Origin of the sequence: Pelagicoccus sp. SDUM812003, assembly GCF_031127815.1 — a bacterium.
Taxonomy (GTDB): Bacteria; Verrucomicrobiota; Verrucomicrobiia; order Opitutales; family Opitutaceae; genus Pelagicoccus.
Map to the genome: position 1 here is coordinate 466,095 of NZ_JARXHY010000002.1, position 24,073 is coordinate 490,167.

Genomic DNA, 24,073 nt, shown 5'->3' on the forward strand with positions numbered 1-24,073 from the left:
ATGGACCGTTGAGATCAGTCAGCCGACCAATCGAAACCCTTCCCCCAAGATCCGCTCCCTACTCAGAAGAACCAATGAAACGCATCCTACCCTTTTCAATTCTGCTCGCCAGCCTCGGCTGCGGCCTATCGGCCCGAGAAATCCAGAGCCCCGACGGCTCTCTCTCCGTCACGCTCGCTCTCGATGAGGGAGCTCCCTACTACGAAGTCCGTCATCAAGGCTCTGTCGCCATCGAGCGCTCGTCTCTCGGGCTCGAAACTAGCATCGGCAGCTTCGCCTCCGGTCTGCGGGAAACAGTTTCGGAAACTCGCCGCATCGACGAACGTTACGAACTGCCCCACGGCAAGATGCGCAGCGTCCACTACAAAGCCAATGAGCTAACGACCCGATTTGCAAACGAGCATGGCGACACCCTCGAGGTCGTCTTCCGCGTGAGCAATGACGACGTCGCCTTTCGCTACGGTCTTGCTAGCGAGGACAAGCGACGGGTCACCATCGAAAGCGAGGCGACCGCCTTCGATTTGCCTGAAACGGCCACCGCTTTCATAACGCACCAAGCAGCTCCAGGAACGGGTTGGATGTCCGTGCAGCCGAGCTACGAGGAGGCGTACATGCTAGATGTGCCCGTGGGGACCCCGTCGCCGACCGGTCTTGGATTCACCTACCCGGCTCTCTTCCGCCTCGGAGACAAGGGCTGGGCTCTGATTTCCGAAACCGGTGTCACTAGCCGCTATTGCGGAACGCGACTGGACGAGCCTTCAGTCGACGGCCGCTACCCGATCGCCTTTCCTCAACCGGGCGAAAACGGTGGGGTCGGCGCGACCACCGTATCGGCTTCGCTGCCTTTCGAAAGCCCATGGCGCACCATCACCATCGGAAAAACCTTGGCGCCCATCGTGGAATCCACCGTAGCCACCGATGTCGTGGAGCCCTTGTACGAAGCGTCGATGGACTACCAGCCCGGCCGCTCCACCTGGAGCTGGCTGCTATGGCAGAACCCTAGCATGAACGAAGCCGACCAGCGGGCCTTTATCGAACTGGCCGATACCATGGATTATGAATACATCCTCATCGACTCTATGTGGGACGTGAATCTCGGGGAAGAGAAGCTGGAAGAGCTGGTTGCTTTCGCCCAGTCCAAGGGCGTCGACGTATTGCTTTGGTATAATTCAAATGGATACTGGAACGACGCCCCGTTTAGCCCGCACAACCGCATGGATACGGCGCCCGTCCGCCAAAACGAGATGGCCTGGCTGCAGTCGATCGGCGTCAAGGGCCTGAAGATCGATTTCTTCGGTGGCGACAAGCAAACCACCATGAAGCTCTACGAAGACCTCTTGACCGACGCCAACCGCTTTGGGCTCTCGCTCAATTTCCACGGCACCACCCTGCCTCGCGGCTGGGAACGTATGTATCCAAATTTCATAACAGCGGAAGCGATCACCGCCTCGGAGAACCTCATTTTCACCCAGGACTTCGCCGACAAGGAAGCCCTCAACAGCACCATCTTCCCCTTCGTCCGCAATCCAGTAGCAGCCATGGACTACGGCCCAGTACTGCTCAACAAACGGTTCTCCCGCGAACACGATCAGGGCAACATCCGCCGCACCACCGACGCCTTTCAGTTGGCCACCGCAGTGCTCTACTTCTCGCCCATTCAACACTTCGGACTTACGCCGAACAACCTCGAAGAGCAGCCAGACTTCGTCATCGACTTCCTGCGTGAAGTCCCAGCCGCTTGGGACGAGGTTCGCTACGTCGATGGCTACCCCGGAGAGTATACCGCTCTCGCTCGCCGTTCCCGCGACCGCTGGTACGTCGCTGCGACCAATGGCAGCCCCAAGCCGCGCGCCGTACGCCTCGAGCTTCCCTGGCTGAAAGGCAAGACGCTGACCATGATTCATGACAAAACCGATGGCCGGGCGGCCAAGAAGGAAGTCAAAGTCGATGCCAAGGGCATCGTCTACGTCGACCTCGGCGTGGGCGGCGGCGTGGTTCTATTTCAATAAACGCTACAACCCGCGATCCTGTACGGGCGCGCCAATGGCCTTCGACGCGTAGGCGCTGAATCGATACGCGTTGAAGGCTTCAGTGCGAGAGAACGATCTCGGAGCGCTTATCGGGCAAGACCGACCTTGAGAATTGTGATGCTGTGGGCGGGCGCGAGATAGCTTGTCGAGCCTTTGGGCAAGGTTCGGACGCTGTACTGCACCACTTCCTTATCCTGCTCCTCAAGCGTATTCACATCGTGGATCGATGATGCGTTGAGTTCATGCGCAGTCCACTCTCCGCGGACTTCGGCGCCTTTCACGCTAAGCTCGATTTCAGCTTGTTCCGTTTCGCTGCGGTTCACGATGGCGATAGAGAGGGTCTCTCCGGCTTCGTCTATCGACGAGGAGACGTCAAGCATCGGCAGGCCATCCGTATCCGGCAGGCCATGACAATCCACATCCGATTTCACGCTCTGGCTACCGCAGAGTTCCCGATACAGGGCCATAGGATAATACACCGTTTGGCAGACCACGTTCGTTTCGTCCGTCATAAGGGGAGCGAGAACGTTGACGGTCTGGGCCCAAGTGGCCATGCCAACCGTGTCGGCGTGCCGCTGAAATAGGTTTAGAAAACAGGCCGTGCCAAGGGCGTGGTTCCAAGTGTAGGTCTGCTCGAGCCCATACGCCCCCGTACCGTTCGGTTCCCAGAAGCCCCATTCATCCAGCGCGATCTTGACCGGACCTTTTCAGCCGGGAAAGCGATACCATTTGCTCAAAGGTTCAGGAGTCGCCGGGGTCAGGGTCTTGATCTGGGCAGCGGTTGTTTTGACCTTTTCCTCCATGCTCGCGACCGAGGCAAAGAGCGAATAAGGCGAATCCCCCTGAGAGCTAGCGTAGAGATGCAGGGAAAGGTAGTCGGCGATAGGATCCAAGCCCTCGAGAATCGTTTGATTCCAATGCTCGTCATGGCCGACCATGATAAACTCGATATTCGGATCCTGCAGCTTCATGAGCTTGGCGTAGTACCACGCTTTTTCCACATAGTCGTTCGGATCTTGCAGCACCCCGGCATCCGGTTCGGCCGCCTCCTCGTTTCCCAAGCCCCAGTACTTCACGTTGTAGGGAGCAGCATGCCCATTCGCTCGCCGGAAGTTAGCGTAGTAGCTGTTGCCGTCCGCATTGCAGTATTCGACCCAGTAGGACGCTTCCTCGGCGGTCCCGGTGGACATGTTCACAGCGAGAAAGGGCTCGGCGCCGATCGAGTCGCTGTAGGCCATGAACTCATCCGTGCCGAAGCGATTGCTGTCCTCCCCACCCCAGATCAAGTTGCGCCGAACCGGCCGCTCATCCTTGGGGCCGATGCCATCTTCCCAGTGGTAGATTTTGGTCACGGTACCACCCGGATAACGAAATAGCGGCGTATTCAGATTTCGGATCTTTTCCAAAACGTCTTTCCGGAAACCATTCCGGTCGCTGAGGGGCGAGTCCTCGTCGTAGATGCCCCCGTAGATAGCCCGCCCGAGATGCTCGATAAACTGTCCGTAGATCAGCGGCGAGATCTCGGCGGTCGCATCGTCGATAGTTACGGTGATTTGAGCGGGGCTGCTCTCGGTCGAGCGGCCAAAGTTACTTGCAGCCACGGAAATGGCTAAGGTAGCGAGCGTCTTCTTCATCGTTTGGGGTGCGAGCGGGGTAATGATTACTAGTTTAGCGAAAATTGACCGCATCTAGCATCTCACTCGAACTATCAAAATCAACTGGTGTTTCGGCACATGCTTGCTCTTAAACGTGGTAAAATTGGAAAGCCGCCTTCGTGCGTCGCAGTCTTCACCTAGAGTTTTACCAGAGAGTCTTGGTAGCAAAAACTCGTGACAGACGGCTTCTGCCGTTTCTGGTAGTCTTCTGAGCTTCGTTGGCCTACCCTTGCCTCCGATACCTCCGCGAGCGCCCCTTCGCGTCATTCCTCTCAAACAATGTCTGAACGATCGCTTTCACGCCTTCTGGCTGTCTTTTTCGGCCTATCGCTCTTCCTCTCCTGCACCGTCTACGCGCAGGAGAATTACACCTGGGACACCGTTCGCATGGGCGGAGGCGGTTTCGTTTCCGGCATCATCACCAGCAAGAGCGAACAGGGACTCCGCTACGCCCGCACCGACGTCGGCGGCGCCTACCGCTGGGATAGCGACGCGGGCGAGGCCGGAGAATGGATCCCCCTGAACTTCGGAGTCTCCGCCGAAGAGCTGGGCTTGCTGGGCATCGAGTCACTGGCCATAGACGAGTCGTCGCCCAACAAGCTCTACCTTCTCGCCGGCACCTCCTATTTCAACAACGGACGCACCGCCATTCTCCGCTCCGACGACTATGGCGCGACCTTCGAGATCGTGGACGTGAGCGCTCAGTTCAAAGTGCATGGCAACGGCATGGGACGGCAGTCTGGAGAGCGTTTGCAGGTCGACCCCAACAACGGCGACGTGCTCTACAGCGGCTCGCGCTGGACCGGGCTTTTCAAGAGCCTTGACGCGGGGAAAACCTGGGCCCGCCTCGACGCCCTCGACGTCACCACCACCCCCAACCAAAACGGCGTCCATCTCGTGGTCATCGACCCGAGCAGTGCCGCCAACGGGGCCAGCCAAACCCTTTTCGTTGGCGTCTCCCGCTTCGGCGAAAACCTCTACCGCAGCGACGACGCTGGAGCCTCCTTTTCGCCCATCGCAGGAGCCCCGACCGATCTCATGCCCCACCGCGCCGCGCTCGCCAGCGACGGAAACCTCTACCTCGCCTACGCGGACGGCCCGGGCCCGCACGGACACTCGAACGCTTCACTAAACCAACCGATGGAGAGCGGCCAAGTCTGGAAGTACGACACCGCCACCGGCGCGTGGACCAACGTCACTCCGGCCAACATGACCCGCGCCTTCGGAGGCATCACCGTCGATCCCGCCGATCCTCAGCGACTCCTGCTCTCGACTATCAACGCCTGGATGGCCCAAGGCTCGGGCTGGGGCGACCAGATTTTCGTCTCCGACGACGGGGGCGCCAGCTGGACCAACGTCATTTCCCGCGGATTCGAAGTCGATCCGGATGGCGTGACCTGGATTCTCGGCAAATCCATTCACTGGGCGGGTTCCATCGAGTTCGATCCCTTCGATTCCAAACGAGCCTGGGTCGTATCGGGCAACGGCATCTTCCGCGCCGACGACATCGACGCCACGCCCACCGTCTGGCATTTCGACGTGAAGGGCTTGGAGGAAACCGTGGCTTTGGATCTCGTCAGCGTGAAGGACGGACCGCTGATCTCGGTCATCGGCGACTACGATGGTTTCGTGCACGACGACCCTTCCCAATACGCGCCACAGCACGCCCCCACTATGGGTACCACTACCGGACTCGCCGTCGCGGCTCTCGATTCCAACTTCGTCGCGCGAGCGGGCAACGCCCTCTACCTCTCCACCGATGGCGCCGCCACGTGGACCGCAGCCCCGACAAGAAAAGGGACCAAAGGTCTTCTCGCCTACTCCGCAGATGGCAGCGTGCTGCTCCACTGCCCCGACGGCTCCTCCACCACCTACCGCACTACCGACGCGGGCCAATCGTGGACCGAGGTGACCGGCCTGCCCGTCTCCAACGCCCGTCCAGTGGCCGACCCTGTCGATGCCAACACGTTCTATGTCTACGGAGGCAGCAGCCTCTACCGCAGCGACGACGGTGGCGTCAGCTTCTCTGCGGTCGGCTCCTTGCCAAATGGCGGTTCCAAACGCTTGACGGTCGTTCCAGGCAAGGAAGGTCACCTCTGGGCAGCTCTCAACGGCCAAGGCCTGCGGCGCTCGACCAATGGAGGATCGACCTTCCAGACCATCTCAGGCGTGACCTACTGCGAAGCAGTCGGCGTCGGCGCCGCGGCTCCGGACGCCAGTTACTTGACGATCTACATCTGGGGCACCGTCGACGGCCAGCGCGGCCTCTATCGCTCGACCGACCAAGGAGCCAGCTGGACTCGCGTGAACGACGACGACCACGAATTCGGCGGCCCCGCCAACGGTCACTTCGTGGTGGGCGACATGAACGTCTACGGCCGGGTTTTCATGAGCACCGCAGGACTGGGCATCGTCTACGGCGAAATCACAGACAGAGATAGCGTGCCTTGGGACGAATGGCTGGAAACCCATTTCACCACGGACGAGCTCCTCGATGAAACGATAGTGGGAGCTACTGCCGATCCCGAAAACGACAAGATCAGCAACCTGTTGGAGTGGACTCTCGGCGCGAATCCAAGGCAAGCCGATCAGATCAGCAAATGGATTTCCACCGATGCGGAAACGAATGCCCTTCGATTCACCCTACGAAGGCAGGCCCAGCTCAAATCCGCCACGCTGGCGATCGAAGTTTCGCAGGATCTGCACACCTGGCAGCCAATCGAAACCGCCTTCGATCTGTCCAAGACTTCGCCTAGCGAGGACAACCTGTATCAGGTCCTCAAATACGATTTGAAAGACTCCCTCTCTTCCCGCCCCCAGTTTCTGCGACTGAAGACTCAGCCAACGCCCTAGTCTGCCTGCCGGCATGGCGCCGTGAGGTCGTCGCAGTCGGGACGACTGATAAAGCTGCGGCGCCTCGTTTCCCCAAAGCCTCCCTTCACGCGCAAGGGCAGGTTTCGTCGTGCAAACAGCTCCAAGCCTCATGGGTTAACCCTCGGGGGACCGTATCGGAGAATCCCCGTCACGAGTTCTAGCGATAGGCCGTTTGGCCGTTTTTAGCTATTATTTCACAACCCAGCCCAAATAGGCGACACGACCCTGCCCCAAAAAAACGATCCTGTCTCGGAATACTTTCACCGATTTGCCGCTAATCGCGGCACCCCTTTTGCCTACGCATGTTGAACCCAAACTATGAATACACGCACATGAAAAAACGCTTACCCCAACCCCATCACCTGCTTCGCCTAGCAATCGGCATGATCTGCGCCCTCCTCGCGGCGCATTCGAGCTTCGCCGAAAAAACGCCCATGCAGGAATACGTCGAAGCCATGCAGCCCGGCTGGAACCTGGGCAACTCGCTCGACGCCTCCCCGACGGAAACGTCCTGGGGCAACGCGCCCGCCACGCAAGAGCTCATCGAGCAGGTCGCCGCCCAAGGATTCAAGAGTATCCGCATTCCCGTGACCTGGAACCAGTACGTCGGCCCCGCTCCGGACTACACGATCGATCCCGCTTGGATGGACCGCGTGCAGGAGGTCGTCGATTGGTCGATCGAGGCCGATCTCTACGTGATGCTCAACATGCACCACGACTCCATCTGGATGCGTGACATGCCGGCCGACCACGATGCCGTGCTCGAGCGTTTCAACGCCATCTGGTCGCAGATAGCGCCCCGCTTCCGCGACTACTCGAACAAGCTCCATTTCGAGAGCATCAACGAGCCGGAGTTTCACGATGCCGACGACGCCACGCAAATCGCCCTGCTCGACGAACTGAACATCTCGTTCTTCGACATCGTGCGCGGCACCGGCGGCAACAACGCCACCCGTCCCCTCGTGTTGCCCACACTGCGCACCAACAACAGCCAGCAGTACCTCGATGCGCTCAAGGACACCATCGAGTACCTGGATGACCCCAACCTCATCGCGACCGTGCACGAGTACGGCTACTGGCCGTTCGCCGTGAACATCACCGGGGTGACCAAGTTCGATGGCGCCGCCAAGGATTGGACCATGTCCGGCCTCGAACGCGTAAACGACACCCTAGTGGCCAACGGCATTCCAGTGATCGTAGGCGAAATCGGCCTATTGGACTTCAGCCGCGTCGACGAGGGAGTCCAGCGCGGCCAGGCCCTTCAGTACTTCGAGCACGTGCTCTCCTATCTTCAGTCGACCGGCATGACCTACCAATGGTGGGACGCCGGAGGGTTCTTCAATCGTTCCACTTTCGATTGGATCACTCCCGAGCTCTACGACTACATGCTGGCATGCGCGCAAGGCCGCTCATCGACCGGCGCCACCGATCTCGTATTCGTGGATGGCGAAGCCCCTGCGGATGTCGAAATCCCGCTCAACCTGAACGGCAATAGCTTCGTTTCGATCACCGACAACGGCTCCCCGCTCACCGAGGGCGTCGACTACACGCTCGACGGCGACGTCCTGACGCTCAAGACCAGTTTCCTCGAACAGTATGCATCGGGCGAATACGGAGTGAAGACCGTACTGGAAACAAACTTCAGCTCTGGCCTCCCTTGGAAGCTCTTCGTTCGTAACTTGGGCAAAATGGTCCTCGCTCCGGCCACGACCACGAAGGGTCTCGACCTCGTCATCCCCACCGACTTCGGAGGCGACGTTTTGGAAGCGATGGAAGCCAAGTACGTTGGCGTTGCATGGCCCAACCCAGGACCAGCCGACTGGACGTCTTTCCAGCGCTACAAGGAGAACTACCTCCCCAACTACGCGGGCAAGGCCATGACGATCAAAAACACGTTCTTCCAATCCACCAACAACGACCCGATCGACCTCATCTTCCACATGTGGAGCGGTCGCGTGGTGAAGTACCGCGTCACCTTCACTGCCGGCACGGTAGATGGAGACGCCGATGAATGGGTCGTCTACGACGACAGCCTCGTAGGCTGGAACGACTGGGCAAGCTGGGCGCCTCGCGACCTTGCGAGCACCACGACCGTTCAGTCCGGTACGAACTCGATCGAGGTAAATGCCGGAGCTTGGGGTGGTGTCGTGCTAGGACACAACCCTTGGGAAACTCCAGTAGATACGTCGACGTTCAAGACCTTGAACTTCTGGATCCATGGCGGCAGCGAAGGCGGCCAAAACATTGGAGTCAACGTCGGTCACCCCAATCCCGAGGATTCCAACGGCGTCATCTGGGGCAGCGCCACCACGGTCCGCCCGGAAGCCGGCACCTGGACGAAGGTCGAGATCCCGCTCAGTATCTTCGGAGCCGAAGGCTGGTCCGACATTAACCGCCTCAGCTTCCAGAATTTCAGGGGCGAAACGGCGCCGACCTACTACATCGACGACATCAAGTTCACCTCCTCTCTGGCATCGAACGTAACGTTCATCGACGGAGCCCAGCTCTCGCCAAACACGCTCAGCGTAGACCGCGGAGGATTTGCGCTCAACCGTCGGGCACGTACCTACGCTCAAAGGGTAACCGTCACCAACACCGGCACGGAAGACGTCTTCGGCCCTATCTACCTTGCCCTCGACGAGTTGTCATCCAACACCTCGCTCGCAAACGCCGATGGCACGACCCTGGAATCGGCTCCGATCGACAGTCCCTACATCCTGCTTACCGACGGCACCATTGAGCCCGGAGCATCCATAAACGCTGTCCTCCAGTTCAGCATGCCACGCTCCGGAGGCATCACCTACACCACCCGAACCATCGTCGGAGGAGAAAATCCTTAATATAAAACAACCAGAACGTCCCAAACACAACACACACAACATCCATGAAACGAACGACCATGAAAACCATTCGCCTGTTGGCAGCTGCCGCATCGGCACTCGGTCTTAGCTGTATCGGAAACGCAATTACAACCTATAGCGTATCGCTTGATACAAGCTCGCTGCAAGGGAGCGCGTCTGCTCCCTTCTATCTGGACTTCCTGTTGCTCGATGGAACTGCAGCCGATCTTGGAAACAACTCTGCAACCATCAGCAACCTCCAGTTCGGTGGGTCTGGCCATACAGTCGGCTCGCCTACTGTATTCAGCGGAGCGAGCGCCACGTCCGCTGGGATAGAGCTAGTGGATATCCTCCTGCCCTTCGGTTCCTTTTACCAAGTCTACCAGGAGTTCGTCCCAGGAAGTTCGCTATCCTTCTTGCTTACTCTCAGCGACAACCTCAATAGCGATGGGTCGACGGACATGTTTAGCTTTTCGATTCTCGATGGCAGTCTCTTCCCGATCTGGACCCAAGCTCCGGACTTCTCAGATAACCTGCTGCAGATCACCTTGGACGGCGACCACCCCCAAATCGATACCTTCGCAGGCGATTTTGAATACAGTGACGTAGGCGCCCCAAGCGTATCGACGGTACCAGACAGTTCAGTATTCTGCATCGGCCTTGCTTCGCTGATCGCGATGTTTGCCACAAGACGGAGACTGGATCACCACCTCGTCTCCTAAGACACGGCAAGCAAAAGGTAAACGAACGAGCGCACCCCCTCACTCACTGCCTCAATCCCCTCTTTAGGTTACAAGGACTCATCCGAAAGCAGGAAACCGTGCAAGCGGTTTCCCTTTGGATGAGTCCTTTTCTATTCGTCACGACATTCAGGATACGAGGGCAGTCACGGGCGATCTGTAGTGTTCTACTCTATACCGAACGTCTGGAGTCGTATCACTTTGTACGAACGAAGAGCACTACCTTCGTTCCCGTTCCGGATTCACCGACGATTTCGCAACTGCCACCTATGCGCGACATTCGATCACGCATGTTTATCAATCCATTGCCAAAGCCTGCTCCATCGGAGTCCGCTTCGTCCGGAAGTCCTCGCCCGTTGTCCTTGAGCTCGATCGTGAACCCCGCCTCACTGACTTCGATATGCACCCAAGCTTCCGTAGCATAAGCGTGCTTCACCAAATTATTCAGAGCCTCCTTGAAAGCCAGGAAGACATTGTGTCGGACTTCGGCTGACAAGTTCCAGGGCGGAACCTCCACCGGTAGATCGAGACGACAGCGCACGTTCGCAGCAGACAAAAAATCGTGAGCGAACTTGCCCATGTAGTCGACAAGACTGTCGAGCGTATCGTGTTTCGGGTTCACCGCCCAAACGATCTCGTCGAGGGCGCGGGTCACACTACGAGCGGTGCCATAGATGTGAGAAAGAACAGCAGTCGCGCCCTTAGTATCCGACAACTGGCTACGCGCTGTCTGGCTGAGGATCGCGATTCTCGACAAGCTCGCCCCTACGTCGTCGTGTATATCCTGCGCTATGCGAGAACGCTCCCGCTCCACCGCATGCTGCCGTTCCAAATCCTCCAGTTCGCGCAGCATTCGTCGACGCGTCGCGTAGCGGACGCCCGAAGCGACCATGCCAGACGCCATCAGCACGCACGCCCCCACGAACCACCACGTCTGCCAAAAGAACGGGGCCACCACAAAGGCCAGCGACGCCCCCTCGGTATTCCACACCCCATCGTTGTTGCAGGCGATGACCCGAAAACGATAGTCACCGGCAGGCAAGCGACTGTATTGGGCGAATCGCATGTTGCCCGCATCGCGCCAATCGTTATCGGATCCCTCCAGCTTGTATTTAAACCTCACCTTGTCCGGAGCCACGAAACTCAAAGCGCTGAAAGTGAACTCCAACCGCTCGTGATCGGGCGCGAATTCGAACGGGACCACCCCATCTTCTAAGGGCACGGTTTGTCCATCCACTTCGAGCGACTCGATCGCCATGGGCGGAGCCAAAGGATTTGGCTGAATCGAATCCGGATCCACCGAAATCGGTCCCGCGCTGCTGGCGAACCAGATCCGACCATCCTCCGTACGGCAACCCGCGCCCTGACGCCCGCCTTGAAATTCTGATACCGGCAAGCCATCGCTGCGATCATAAGACAGGCTGGTGAATCTCGGGATATCGCCGTCGGCGCAACGATTCAGCTCCACTTTGGATACACGCTGGATTCCACGCCGCGTGCTCATCCACAAGTAGCCGCGATCATCCTCGAGCATGTAGCAGATCGTCTTATCCGTCAGACCGTGACTCGTGCCAAGATTGACGAAACGGCCATCCTTGAATCGCGTCAGGCCGTTGTCCGCGGTCCCTATCCAAAGCGATCCATCTTCATCGTCGGCAAAAAGGCTCTGCACCGAGTTGCTGCCTACTCCGTCTTCGCGCTGGAAAAACATGATTTGCCCATCGGCCAAACGCGCCAGCCCGCCTTGGGAAAACCCGCACCAGAGAGCGCCCTCTCGGTCCCATGTCATGGCGCCTACATCGTCCCCGACACCACCAGGAGACTTGATCAGCCAGTTCAGCCCTGCATCCGTAACCTCCGCCACGCCATCCCGAGTCCCGACCAAGAGTACGCCTGTTGCAGGATTCGACAGCAACCCGAGAACGGGACTGGTGGTCTCCGGTACGCCTGCTGGCCTTACGAACTTGTCTCCATCCAGCCGATACGGTCCGCCCCACCAGTAGTTCCCAGCCCAAACCTCGCCAGCTTGCGTCTCCGTCACCGCCGATATGTACGGATTGTCCAAGCCTTCTTCACCCGCGTAGGTTGCCCACTCCCCTGCGTTATGGTGGTACAATCCAGCCCCATCGGTTCCAATCCAGAGCGAATTTTCGCTTCCCGCGGCGAGCGTCAGCGTACTGGTGCCGCGCCACTGGTCAGGTGACTTCAGTCTACTCAAGGCGCTTGGATGAATTGACACTAGCCCCGAGCTGCCTGCACCTGCCCACAAGGTTCCCTCCCGGTCTTCGTAGAGAAAACGTATCCAATTTTGTGGCAGTCCATTGTCGCGGTTGAATCTCACCGGCTGGCGATCGTCACCAAAAATCAGATACAACCCAGCGTGAACTGTTCCGACCGCCAGCGTGCCGTCGCTCAGTTCCACGATATCGGAGATGGTTGCTTGCGGCCAAGGAAAGCTCCCTCGGTCCTCCGTCCAACGATCGCCCTCCGCTTTGCGAATCTTTCGGTCGTGGAGCACCCACGCTCCGCCTCCTGCGGCGGGAATGATGCCTTCGATGTAGTCGTAATAGGAAGGCTGCGGCAGCTCGATCGGCACGAGTTCGCCATCCACCAAACGCGCTCCGTAGTTGTTTTCCATGACAAAGATTCGACCATCCTCAGCCCGGCTCCAGGACAAAAGCCCCGGGTGCTCGTCGCCGATCATGGAGGGGATGACAGCATCACCTCCCACGCGGCTCACCGAACCGTTTTCGTGCATCGCCCAAAGCCGCCCCTCAGCATCGCTGCCAAGCCCTATGATCTTTTCCCCAATATCGCCCGACGGAGTAGCGACAGCGAAAAACTGGCCATCTCGCAGGCACGCGATCCCACCCGACTCCTGGCCAATCCACAGCGTTCCTTGCGCATCTTCATAAAGCCGAGTGATGCGGCGATCCTGTATCTGCGGGGTGTTGGCAGAGTCGAAGACCCGAAAGCTATCCCCATTGAAACGGGCCAAGCCGCTGTTGGTTCCAAACCAAAGGTATCCGTCGCTGGTTTGCACCGCGGAAGTCACCATGTTCTGCGGCAGCCCGTCTTCCGTCCGCCATATCCGTAGCGTATAGCCATCGGCCAACAGGGTCGCTGCGCTTCCGTCAACCGCCGCAATCGCGCAGACGACCCAAAAGACGACTGTGAACAGGAGAAAACGCAGGTTCAAAATGGAGCGCTGGAGTAAAAAACCGACGGACAACATCGAAAGATAAAGGGTTACTAAACTATCTAAAACTCGCAAGCAGCATAGGAAACGCTCCCGTGGACGCGAAAGAATTTCGCGAGCGAATGAAGCCGAGAGAACGAAAGATATCCGTTGCGTGATCGGTATCTTTCGGCGCAAAGGCGATCACCTCGCCCAGCAGCTGACGCGAGTCTGCTGACCGGTCCAACAGAAATGGCGCCGGTTGATGTGACCGGCGCCATCGAAGCTCTCAAAGCAGGCGCTAGCTACGAATGAACCGCAGGCTAGAACATGAACTTCAACCGCAGGTTGTACTCGGCTCCCGTTTGGATGCGGAACTGCGCCGGCTCGCCTGTCGGCTGGTAGGCAATGGGCACCAGCTTGGTGTTTTCGCCCAGGTTTCTGACATTGAGCTGCACATTCCAATCGATCTTTTCGGTCATCGTGCCGCTGTAGCCGATCCAAGCATCCACGTGCTCATTCGTCGGACCATAGATGGGGTCGTCGACGTTCGGCAACCATCCTACTGTCTCGTCGTTATAGATGCCGTAGGTGTGGATCGCTTTGTCTTCCCAACGATAGGCTCCGCCGACGTTGAAGCCCTTTGCCACTCCCTCTTCGAAACGGTAGTTCGTGACGAAGTTGAACCGATAGCGTCGTTGCTCCGGCTGCGGACTACCTTCCAAGGCTGTCTGGATGAGGTACTTGGACCAAACGTCGCCGTTGAACATGTTCTTCGATGTTTCGAATCCACCCCAAACGTTGCCGTAGCCAACTGGACTATCCACATACACCGCTTTCATGTCTTGAATGAAGGCATCCGCTCTCTCGCCGAAGCCAGTCTGCGTGGCATCGACCTTGGAGGCGTTGAAGGTGATGTCCCAGTTGTCTCGCGGGCGGATGGTGGTTTCCAACTCCCATCCCTTGGACTCGACATTCTGCTCGAGCGTTGGGAATTGGCCATCGATGGTTTCGTTGCCGCCGAACTTCGAGATGTCCCAAGGGTTATCCGTACCGTTGACGATGTTGAACCAATCGCCATTCTTGATGGCTTCTGCATTGATGTTGTAGCCCCAAGCATCCCAATACTCCTGTGGGTAAAACTCGGTGAAGGTGGTCTTCATCGCCTCTTCGAAGGCAAGCCAGTCTTCCGGACGATCATCCATCCATCCATGAGGACGCCAATGATTCGCCGTCGTTCTCCAAGTATCCCAACTAGCAGGAGCGTTAGTAAGGGCCGTGGAGCTGCGATCTTCAGGCGCGACTCCGAGCTCGTCATACAGCTGACGCTCGGCGGCTCCCCAGGCGAAGTACTGCAGCGTGATATCAGGCAGGCCTCTAACGAGCCAAGTAGCAAGAGGGACTCCAACATAGGCGCTGGAATTCTCATTCACTGTCTTGAAGTAGGTGAGACGCGCGGTGAGGCGGCCATTGAATCCATCGAACTGGAGCGAATAATCGTCCGTCACGCCCGCTTCGTTGGGAAGCTTCTGACCATCCATGCCGTAGCGAATCTTCGGAGTTTCGTTTTCGCCATGGAAATAATAGAGGGATATGTCAGTCCCGCTAGGGAGCTTTTCCTTGAGCGCCTTCGGAAGATGAAGGGCTAGCCCATAGCTGGTGGATTTAGTATCCGCCGTGCTACCAGGCTCTGTGATTCCGAAATCAAGATTCAAGGGGTCGTTACTTGCGTCCGCGTTGGCTCCCCTTTGCTTGGTGGTGTCTTCGCGATAGCCAAAGGATGGCACGATCGTGTTGTCCAACAAATGCCCTTGATACATGAACGCCTTGGACTCGATGGTCTCTTCCGACTTTCTAGCGCTATTCGCAAGCACCCACGGATTCGATTCGCCGTTGATGATAGCGAACGGAGAGGAGACGAATCCTCGGTAGTTGCTAGGATTGTTAGCATTGGTGCCCGTCACGACCTCACCATTCCAATTCGTGTATTCCCACTCCGCGTCGGGATCTACTGAATCGTCCTTCCATTCGTCGGAATAGTAGGTGAAGTTGAGCATATCTGGCAGGCTGAGGGTGTGCTGGAGGTTGGGCAGGTTCGCGTTTCTACCCGTTGTTCCGAGCAACGATGGGCCCATGTACTGAAGCCAATTGAAGCCAGTTTCTGACTCCAGGGCGTTCAAGTTGTGGCCAGAGACTCGAAGGTATTCGGAATCCACACCGTTCAGCTTGAAGCTTTGATTGCCACTGGAGCGTTCGAACTGCGACCACAGACCTGTCAGGTTGTGACGCCCCAGGATCTTGCCCAAGAGTCCGTCCGAATCAAGGTCGTCCTGGAAGTCCAAATGGTAGGAGGCAGTGACTTGGTAATTATCACGGACGGACTGATTCATTTCAGTCTTACCCTGGTCTGAGAACACCATAGGTCGGCCAACGTTCGGGTTTGGCGTGGGAGGATTATCATCGCCCAACCAGCTCGGATTTCCGGCTAGCAGATAGCGATCCAGATCCAACATAAGGATTGGAGATCCGGTCGAGTTCCAACCTCCGAAGCCGTTGTTGTATTCTTGGTGATCCACGACGCCCTGAATATTGAGCCGGTCGTCGAAGAGGCTTTGATTAACCTTGAAGCTATAAGCTTCCCAGTCTTGCCATTCCCTTTTGTTTTCGCCGTCGATCAACTTGTTATAGAAGTCGAAGACGCTCGTATCGCTGAGGGTCTGGTCGATATAAGTAACCGTTTGAGCCCAAGCGCCCGGATACGGAGCGTCTGCTTCGCTAACGCCTGCCTGCAACGCAATGCGGTTCGACGCTCTAGCGAATGCTTGGAAGCCTACGCTGTGGACGGGCCAAGTATTCTGGCCATCCGGGTTGCCACCCGTTTTGATTCCATATCTCTCGTCGCCCGCCCTGAGCAGTGTGCCGGTATCATCCCAAACGAACTGCGGCGTGCCGTCCCACTTGTACTTGTTTCCTCCAACGGAACCTGCGCCCGCCCAATGGCTGAACCGAGCGTCGGCCCCAGCTTCGGTCGAATCCTGATTAAACACCCAAGGATCGATGCCCATATCACTAGCGCGGGGATCGTTCAGGTAGCCGGTCATGTAATCGATCGGGGGAAGCGTGCGAGGATTGTTAGACTTCCCCTCGCCTTGCTCGAAGTTCGCCTGAAACTTCGTGCTGGCGGACTCCGATTTTAAAAACTCGGGTTCGTAGCGAAGCGCTAGGTAGCCACGTTTCGTATCACGGAAAGCCGGCTCCTGCTGGAACTTCTTATTCTCGTTGACCAGCGCCAAACGAACCGCGAACTCTTCGCCGAACTGCTTGTTGTAGTCGAACGTTTCGCGAGTGCTTCCGTAGCTTCCGACATTCAGTTCAAGCGAACCAAAATCGTCAAAGACCGCTTCATTCGTTGAAACATTGGAAATCCCCGAAGGACTGCCGGTTCCAAACAGGAACGAATTAGGACCGCGAGAGACGTCGACGCGACTGATATTGTAGCCATCCCATGGAATTTCGCTCGGAAAGTAATTTCGAGTATTGTCCATTCGAGTGAGGCCACGAGCGCGATTCACGCGACCGGGAGAAACCAGGTTCTCGTTTTCAACCGCTCCGCCGTAATCGACCCCGCCGCTCCGATTGCCGAAACCGGAAAAGTTTCCATTCAATCCGGAAACTTCGGTATTCATCGTATAGACGAGCAGGTCTTCGGCGCTGGTGACGTTCGTATCTTCCAAGAACTGCGAAGTCACCACGGATAAGGACGAAGGCGTATCTTTTAGGGAGGTGCGAATACGGGCTCCCGCTAGAGTGTCTTTCACTCCATAGCCAGTGTTCGAGTCCGAGCTCACTTCGAAGGGGGAAAGCTCGAAGATCTCCTCTTCGTCCTCCGCCAAGTCGCTTTGGGCCCAAACGGAACCCACGCATAGTGACAAAGCGGATACAATCGCCACCGTGGAGCGATTGAACGACTTGAAGTATTTATTTTCTGGATACAACTTTCCAGATAAAAGGCTGCCGGTAGCTTCGACAGCGTAGGGAGGCGACCACGAGGTCGCCGATTGAGACAACAAGCGTTTTTCTCTCATTGGTGTAGTTTGTTTGTTTTCGTGGGGGTACGGTACGATCGAATCCTCCACGTATATCGCTGTCGTAGGGTAATAATCAGCGGTATCGAAAAGGGTATCGAGCTAACCGTTGGGGGAATATATAAGGGGCAAACAAGGCTCGGCTCAATGGGGAGCGGTCCGGTGGACCGGGGTCATAAAAGTTCAAGCCTTGGAGCTGCGAGCTTACTCGATTTGTCGATAAACGGACATCGCGAGAACTCGGTACAAGAGAAATACCGATAGGCGCATGGACACAGACGAAGTTCGTTCCAGAAGCGCTGGAGCGTACCCGTCCACGATCTCTAGGTTCACGAAACGAGCACGAGGGAGCTGCGCAAACAACGGAAAGGCGCGGATCTACGATCCGCGCCTACCCATTGAACAAATCGACCTAACATCCCAAGTGGGATGCTAAACCGAAATAAGTAAGTTGTGTACGTCGCTGCGCCCCGCCCATAGCGACGGAGCGCATTGTTTGAAAAAGCCTATGCTTTCTAAAAGCTGAAGCTGTTGCTGACGGTCCATTCGGTTGAACCTGGGATACGCGACACTCCCGGAGTTCCATCGGGTTGCACCGTGAGCGGGATCAGATCGCCATCCTGGAACAGGTCGCGAACATTCACCTGGATGCGCCAGTCGACCTTGTCGTTCAGCTTCATCGAACGGCCAAACCAGACGTCTACCGCATCTTCAGCATCGGCGTAGTAGGGGTTGTCCAGATCCGTAACAGCAGTCTGCTGTCCATCGACATCGACGTAGTTCAGGGAATAACCGATCACCTTCTCGTCCGTCCAACGATAGCCGCCGCCGACATACCAGCCGCCAAGGAATCCATCCTTGAAGCTGTAGGTCGCGACCGCGTTGAAGTTCCATTTCGCGAATTCAGGATTGGACTGCCCCTCGAGGAGCTTCGTCAAGCCATAGTCGTAACGGAAGCTTAGGTAATCGTTCCGCATGGAGTCGCCATCCGCTAACCAATAGCGACGGACATCGCCTGCATTGTAGATCCTATTTCCGTCGGCATCATAATCCTCAAGAATCCACGAGTCCAAGAAAGCGACGAAGTCATTCAAGGCATCGCCGCCAACGTTCGATCGAGAGGCCTCGCTCTTGCGAGCGTTGAAGGTGAGGCGAAGCTGATCGCTCGGCTGGGCTACGAATTCAAACTCAGTTCCCTTGGAGACCGAGTTTTCCGTGAAGGCCAACCCAGCTGGTTGAACAGAAGACGGCTTTGTCAGCGCCAACTCGTAGTTTTCCAGGCTCCACGCTTCCGCGTAGCCTTCCGGCAAGTTATCCAGCATGTCAAACCATGACGCAATGGCGGCTTCTTCGATCATTGGACCTTGGTCCACGTTGTCGACGTAAGGGCCATAGTAGTTCCAGCCCCCCTCTTGCCAAGCGTTCCACGGCTCCAAATCAGGAATGTCCTCCTTGGTGTACTCTTCATCCCAAATGCTGCCACTCAGGTTATAGTAGGCTCGCTTGGCCCATTCCGTCCCTAGGTTAGTGAAGTAGGTAATCTTCCAAGTCGCGATTCCGGCCGTGAGATTTGAATCCTGGAGCTCGGTTTTGTACTCCGTAACCTTCAACGAATACTTGTTGTCCTTCGTAGCGATCAACACGCTGTAGTCTTCCGTGTTTCCGCTCGGCGACGGTATAGCATTTCCATACAGGTCCACCCGTCCCGCAAGCGGCTGGAAGTTTTCAGATGTGTTGTAGTACAGCGAGACGTTGAATGGCAGACGGTCACCGATCAACGGATTGAGGTGAACAGCCAAGCTTGCAGTCTGAGTCTGGCCCGGGGTCTCTATTCCATTGGAAGGGAGAACGTAGCCCCTAGAGACCTGAGGGTACTCACCCTCAGAGTTTGGTTCGCCATAATATATGGTGTCCGGACTGAGGTTTCGGAACCCATCTTCAGAGAAAGAGCCTGGCGCTTTTTCGCGGTAGGTACGGGCTGCGTCCACGGTCCACTTGGTGGGAGTGTCTTTTCTCCAGCCGTAAGTTCCCACGACGGAGCCATCCCAGAAGTGACCTTGCCATATGAGGGCTTCGGATTTGACCTCGGAACGGGAGCGCGATGCAGACGTTGTCCAGTCATCCACGGTGCCGCTGCTCATCACATCCATGACGTCCATGGGCATATTGACCCACCCCACATAGTTATCGGGATTAAAGGCCTGCGAGCTGTCATCCCCAGTCCAAGGATTCGTCCAAGCCGCCGCTGGATCTACCCCCGGGGCGTTCCAGTGCGAATCGAAGGTGTAAACACTTGTCTGGCTCGGCGGCATTTGAACCGCTTTCAGGGCAGGAATGTTCGCTCCCGCCGCCGAATCGCGCATATCGATGCGATCTCCCAAGTAGTGCACGGTGCGCAGACTTGGGTTGTTGCGTTCCACATCCTCAGGATTCTGGTAGGCGCGGTAAGCTCCGCCTAGCACGTACGGGACATAGCTACGTGAGTCGGTCTCTGCGTTTTCTTCAGACAAAAGTCCGGTGACCGTATGACGCCCCAGCAGCCGTGGAAGCCAACCATCTTGACCGTCGGATTGGAAATCGTGACGAGCGAAGGCAGTCAGACGCGCGGCATCACGCTTTTGCTCTTGGAAACTAGTTCCCCAATCGTAGACGCTTTCCACATACGGGCGCCCCGCATTCGGGTTCACGCTCAGATCCTGCAGATGTGAGTTTACGTCGAGGCGAATTGCGTTGCCAACGGAAGACGTTTGGAACTGATGGCGATTCTGATTGAAGTACGATAGATCGTACCCGAAGCGTCCGTCCATAAAGGTGTGCGAAAGCGATAGATACAGGGTATCGAAGTCAGACTCTTCCGACTTGTTCGGCCCATCGATCAGGTGATTCTTGAAATCGAAGACGGAAGTATCCGCGAGTGACTTCGACTTATAGGCTCCCGTCTCAAAGAACGGCAACTCCACATCTCTCGCGTACCCGTCGTAGGAATTAACACCGTGCAATGTATTGTACGGATACGATACGCCTGTACTTGTGTCGACCACACCGTCTTCATTGATGGAATACCGAGTGTTCACATTCATTTGGAAGACGCGGTTAACACTCGGCGAGTTGCCATCGCCAAAAACCATCACCGGGTGGCCAAACACGTTGCCGAAGTTTGCGATCATCGGCGTCCAATACGGATTAGGTTCGAGGACGGTGTTTCCATTTGAGTCTTCAATGGGGTTTCCATCCGCGTCTCTAGCGGTACGAGTCTCGGAGTTTCTTCCTAAGTGAGGGATACCGAAATCATATTCGCCCTCGACGTCGCCAACGAGCCACGGGTGAATCAAGGCGCGGTCCATGCCCCCGAGAGGGTTGAGATTTCCTTCCTCATCCCTGCTAGGGTTGAAGAACGGAGTGACCAGATCCGTAGGTGGCAACCAACGAGGGCGATTGCTGCGGATCTCTCCCGACTCGAAGTGACCTTGCAGAGTGAAGCTCGAAGACTCGCCTTGCAAAAAGCTAGGCGCGTATTTGGCGGCGACGAAGAGGCGCTCGTCGTTATCGTAGGCTGGGTCCTGACGGAACTTCTCATTGTCACGCAACATCGCGACCTTTACGGCGAGCTCGTCCTCGATGAGCACCCGGTTAATCTTCGCGCTCAAACGAGTGCTGCCCCAGCTTCCGAAGTTCAATTCGACGTTACCGGAATTGTTGAAGTTCGCCTCCGCTATACCTGCGTTAACCACGCCTGCAGGGCTACCAAGGCCGAACAAAACGGCGTTCGGACCGCGAACCATGTCCACGCGATCCACGATATAGCCATCCCAAGGAATGTCAGTGATGAAGTAGTTACGAGTATTGTCGGCAGAGGTCAGACCGCGTACGCGCGTATTGGAATTCGGATTGGCAAACGTACCGCTCTCATCGAGGTAGGCGCCATTTCCGTAACCGCCATAAGTCCCACGGCCACCACCGACCTCGGTGTTGAGCGTGTAGGAAAGCAGGGTTTCGTTGTCAGTAGCCCCGATATCCTGCATGAACTGTTCCGTCACAACGGAAATCGCCGCACCAACGTCCTTCAGTTCGGTTTTGATACGTGTGCCAGCGAGCGTGTGCGTCGCACGGTACCCATCCTGCCCCGAGCCTTCTACCGTAAAGGGCGAAAGCTCGAAGATAGCCTCCTCTTCATCCTCCGAATCCATCTGCGCCATGACTGGCCCAAGGCAGATCGAAAGAGCGGACACCATTGCGATAAGGGGGCGATTCGCAATCCTTGCTGAACGAGGCTCTGTATAGAACTCAGAGCCGGGCTTGCCGACTGAGTCGGAAGCGCTTTCGGGAGACGACGATGCCTCAGGTTGAGGCAACAAGCGTTTTTTTGTCATACTTTGTAGTTTGTTTGTTTTCGTGGGGTACGGGCCGCGCAAACCACAATCAGTCAGCGAGAGACACTCGATGGTGACTGACTTCGCAACTGGGGCACGAGGTTCGAACGAACCGACTGGGGGAAATAAAGGGCGCTGAAAGGGTGGAATTAGCTCAGCACGTTCCGAAGGCTGCCGTGCTCGGTGCGCATCCCGATCGATTTGGTGACCGAAGCTTACACGATTTATCGCTACACCGACATCCCGAGAACTCGGTACTTGGAACAGAATGCCGGACCTGAACATCGCCTTTCGACCTGGCAAACAGAAGACCCCGCCACCGCAAAGCGGTGACGGGGCGTCATTCTACACACAAACACTTAGGGTAGCTAATACTAAGTGAGATCTAGACTTCCTATTCGCGCAGGGGCCCCACAGCCCCTTGCGTCAAATCGAAATCCATACCGATCCAGACGCAATCTACCAAATTCGACGAGCGCGCGCATCGCGAAAACTCGGTATAAAAACGAGAAACCATCACCCTTTCCATCAATACGCGTATCCTAACGATAAATACGTCACCTCCACACCTACGAAAAAAACTCCGCTACCGCAAAGCGGCAGCGGAGCTGCTGTACTACTCTTGTATTAGAAACTGAATACGTTCTCCCTCTAGGGTGCCTCGAACTTCCACTGCTGGTTCGCGCCCCAGCCGAAAGCCCAGATATGCGCGTTCGCGCCATCTTGCGATGAAACGCCATTCACGTCGAGGCACTTGTCGGACGCGTGCGAGGGTGAAAGACGATAGTATCCGTCGCTGGTTTCAGAGATGATCCACCTCTGATTGGCTCCCCCCCCATAAGTCCAAGCGTGCACATTGGTTCCATTGTCGGTACCCCAACCGGATACATCGAGAGCCTTGCCGCTTTGCGCTCCAATGATGCTGTACTCGTTGTTTCCAAGGTGCCTGACGACCCAGCGCTGGCTCTCGCCCCACCAGTAGCCCCATTGTTGAACGTTGCTCCCGTTCTCCTTGCCCAATCCGGCGACCTCAAGAGCTTTTCCGCTATGGCGGGCGGTGATCTTGTAAACGCCGTTGGGGATTATGCCACCGCCACCGGGAGGCGGCAGAGCAGCGCCGCCGGTCAGCGCCCGCGCATTGTCCTGGTCAACGAGGGCGCCCGTTTCCCAATCGAACATCAGGCCATGTATGTCCCAGTAGATGGGCTTGAGGCCATGGCTGTTGGCCGAGTCGACGACGTACTTGTGAAAGTAGGTGCGAGAGGCGAGATGCAGCTTGAGGTCGTCTCCCGTCAGGTCCGCCTGATCAGTACGTTTTCTGGCGGCGAACTCCCCTACGATAACCGGATACCCCTGACTGATGAATCGGTCCGCCATCAGTTGAAACATAGCGTCGACGTCATCCTCCTCGTCGAAGGTCGCATTGCGATCGGTCCGCGTAGGATGATGGTAGTCCTGCCCCCAGAAGTAGGACATGTTGCCCCATTCCGCGTCCTCCTCCATCAACGCGAAGGGAAACGGCGTGTAGTGATGGATCTCAAGCGCCAGTCGGCCAGGCGTCGAATCCTCCGGCATCGAGGTGATCAGCTGATCGGAGTACTCCCAGTTGGTGTTCGGGCCCTGCACCACAAGCCAGCGATTCGTGTTGTTGCCCCCAGTGGCGCGGACGGCGCTGATGAAGGTGTTGTAGTAGGTGCGCAGGGTCGCCCACTCCTCTGGCGTATGGCATTCCGGCTCGTTGGCCCCCGCGAAGAGCAGGTGGTTGTCGTAGCCGGCGAAGGCGGTCGCGATCTGCGTCCAGTAGGACTGCATCTTCGCGTTGATCGTCGGATCCACCGTGTCAGTGATATTTCTTTCAAACCAGCCGTCGTCCCAGTGGATATTCAAGAGGACGTAGAAGTCCCTGGCATAGCACCAATCGACCACTTCCTTGACGCGAGCCATCCAGGCGGGATCGATCTGAAAGGTGGATTGATCCGCATGGCTGTCCCACGCCACCGGGAGGCGGATCGTGTTGAATCCAGAGTCGGCTACGGCGTCGATGATGGCTTCAGAAGCAGCGGGCCCCCAGTAGCCTTCGCCATTCGGTGGCTCCAGGGTGTTTCCGAGATTCCACCCGTAAGTGGGTGTAGGCAACTGCGCGAACGCAGCTAAAGGGAAAAACAATAAGGCAGCGATGCCGATCGCCGTCATATGAATCCTACGAAGTGTTACGTTATTCATTCTGAGCTACGACGCGGAGTATTCGCGCATCCGACAGGATGCCTGTTCATCCGCGTATTCTTGGGGTTGTCTTGTTGA

General features: G+C 56.9%; 10 protein-coding genes. 4 read left to right on the forward strand and 6 right to left on the reverse strand.

Annotated features, from left to right (window positions below; translation table 11 throughout):
- Positions 1–74: 74 nt before the first annotated feature.
- Complete coding sequence (locus QEH54_RS04110) at positions 75–2,009, forward strand: glycoside hydrolase family 97 catalytic domain-containing protein (RefSeq protein ID WP_309017356.1); 1,935 nt, start codon at positions 75–77, stop codon at positions 2,007–2,009.
- Positions 2,010–2,116: 107 nt separating this feature from the next.
- Here QEH54_RS04110 and QEH54_RS04115 read toward each other — a convergent pair whose 3' ends face one another.
- Together QEH54_RS04115 and QEH54_RS04120 are read right to left on the reverse strand one after the other, a co-directional pair.
- Positions 2,117–2,722, reverse strand: coding sequence for an alpha-L-arabinofuranosidase C-terminal domain-containing protein (locus tag QEH54_RS04115; RefSeq protein ID WP_309017420.1), 606 nt, complete (start codon positions 2,720–2,722; stop codon positions 2,117–2,119).
- 15 nt (positions 2,723–2,737) lie between these two features.
- Positions 2,738–3,664 (reverse strand): hypothetical protein, encoded by a 927-nt coding sequence (locus tag QEH54_RS04120; protein ID WP_309017357.1) that lies wholly within the window; start codon positions 3,662–3,664, stop codon positions 2,738–2,740.
- 300 nt (positions 3,665–3,964) lie between these two features.
- On the opposite strand from QEH54_RS04120, the gene QEH54_RS04125 reads away from it, so the two are divergent.
- The 3 genes from QEH54_RS04125 to QEH54_RS04135 all read left to right on the forward strand — a co-directional run bounded on the left by QEH54_RS04125 (position 3,965) and on the right by QEH54_RS04135 (position 10,121).
- The gene (locus tag QEH54_RS04125; protein ID WP_309017358.1) at positions 3,965–6,538 is read left to right on the forward strand and encodes a hypothetical protein; all 2,574 of its coding nucleotides are present in this window, start codon (positions 3,965–3,967) and stop codon (positions 6,536–6,538) included.
- A 353-nt stretch (positions 6,539–6,891) separates the two neighbouring features.
- Positions 6,892–9,399: a cellulase family glycosylhydrolase gene (locus tag QEH54_RS04130; RefSeq protein ID WP_309017359.1), complete on the forward strand. Its 2,508-nt coding sequence runs from the start codon at positions 6,892–6,894 to the stop codon at positions 9,397–9,399.
- 44 nt (positions 9,400–9,443) lie between these two features.
- The gene (locus QEH54_RS04135; protein WP_309017360.1) at positions 9,444–10,121 is read left to right on the forward strand and encodes an NF038129 family PEP-CTERM protein; all 678 of its coding nucleotides are present in this window, start codon (positions 9,444–9,446) and stop codon (positions 10,119–10,121) included.
- A 214-nt stretch (positions 10,122–10,335) separates the two neighbouring features.
- Here QEH54_RS04135 and QEH54_RS04140 read toward each other — a convergent pair whose 3' ends face one another.
- The 4 genes from QEH54_RS04140 to QEH54_RS04155 all read right to left on the reverse strand — a co-directional run bounded on the left by QEH54_RS04140 (position 10,336) and on the right by QEH54_RS04155 (position 23,908).
- Positions 10,336–13,338, reverse strand: coding sequence for a two-component regulator propeller domain-containing protein (locus QEH54_RS04140; RefSeq protein WP_309017361.1), 3,003 nt, complete (start codon positions 13,336–13,338; stop codon positions 10,336–10,338).
- 302 nt (positions 13,339–13,640) lie between these two features.
- Positions 13,641–17,402, reverse strand: coding sequence for a TonB-dependent receptor plug domain-containing protein (locus QEH54_RS04145; RefSeq protein ID WP_309017362.1), 3,762 nt, complete (start codon positions 17,400–17,402; stop codon positions 13,641–13,643).
- A 515-nt stretch (positions 17,403–17,917) separates the two neighbouring features.
- Positions 17,918–21,634 carry a TonB-dependent receptor plug domain-containing protein gene (locus QEH54_RS04150; protein ID WP_309017363.1) on the reverse strand — a complete coding sequence of 1,239 codons (3,717 nt, stop codon included), beginning with the start codon at positions 21,632–21,634 and terminating at the stop codon, positions 17,918–17,920.
- A gap of 789 nt (positions 21,635–22,423) precedes the next feature.
- Positions 22,424–23,908 (reverse strand): cellulase family glycosylhydrolase, encoded by a 1,485-nt coding sequence (locus QEH54_RS04155; RefSeq protein WP_309017364.1) that lies wholly within the window; start codon positions 23,906–23,908, stop codon positions 22,424–22,426.
- Between the last annotated feature and the right edge of the window lie 165 nt (positions 23,909–24,073).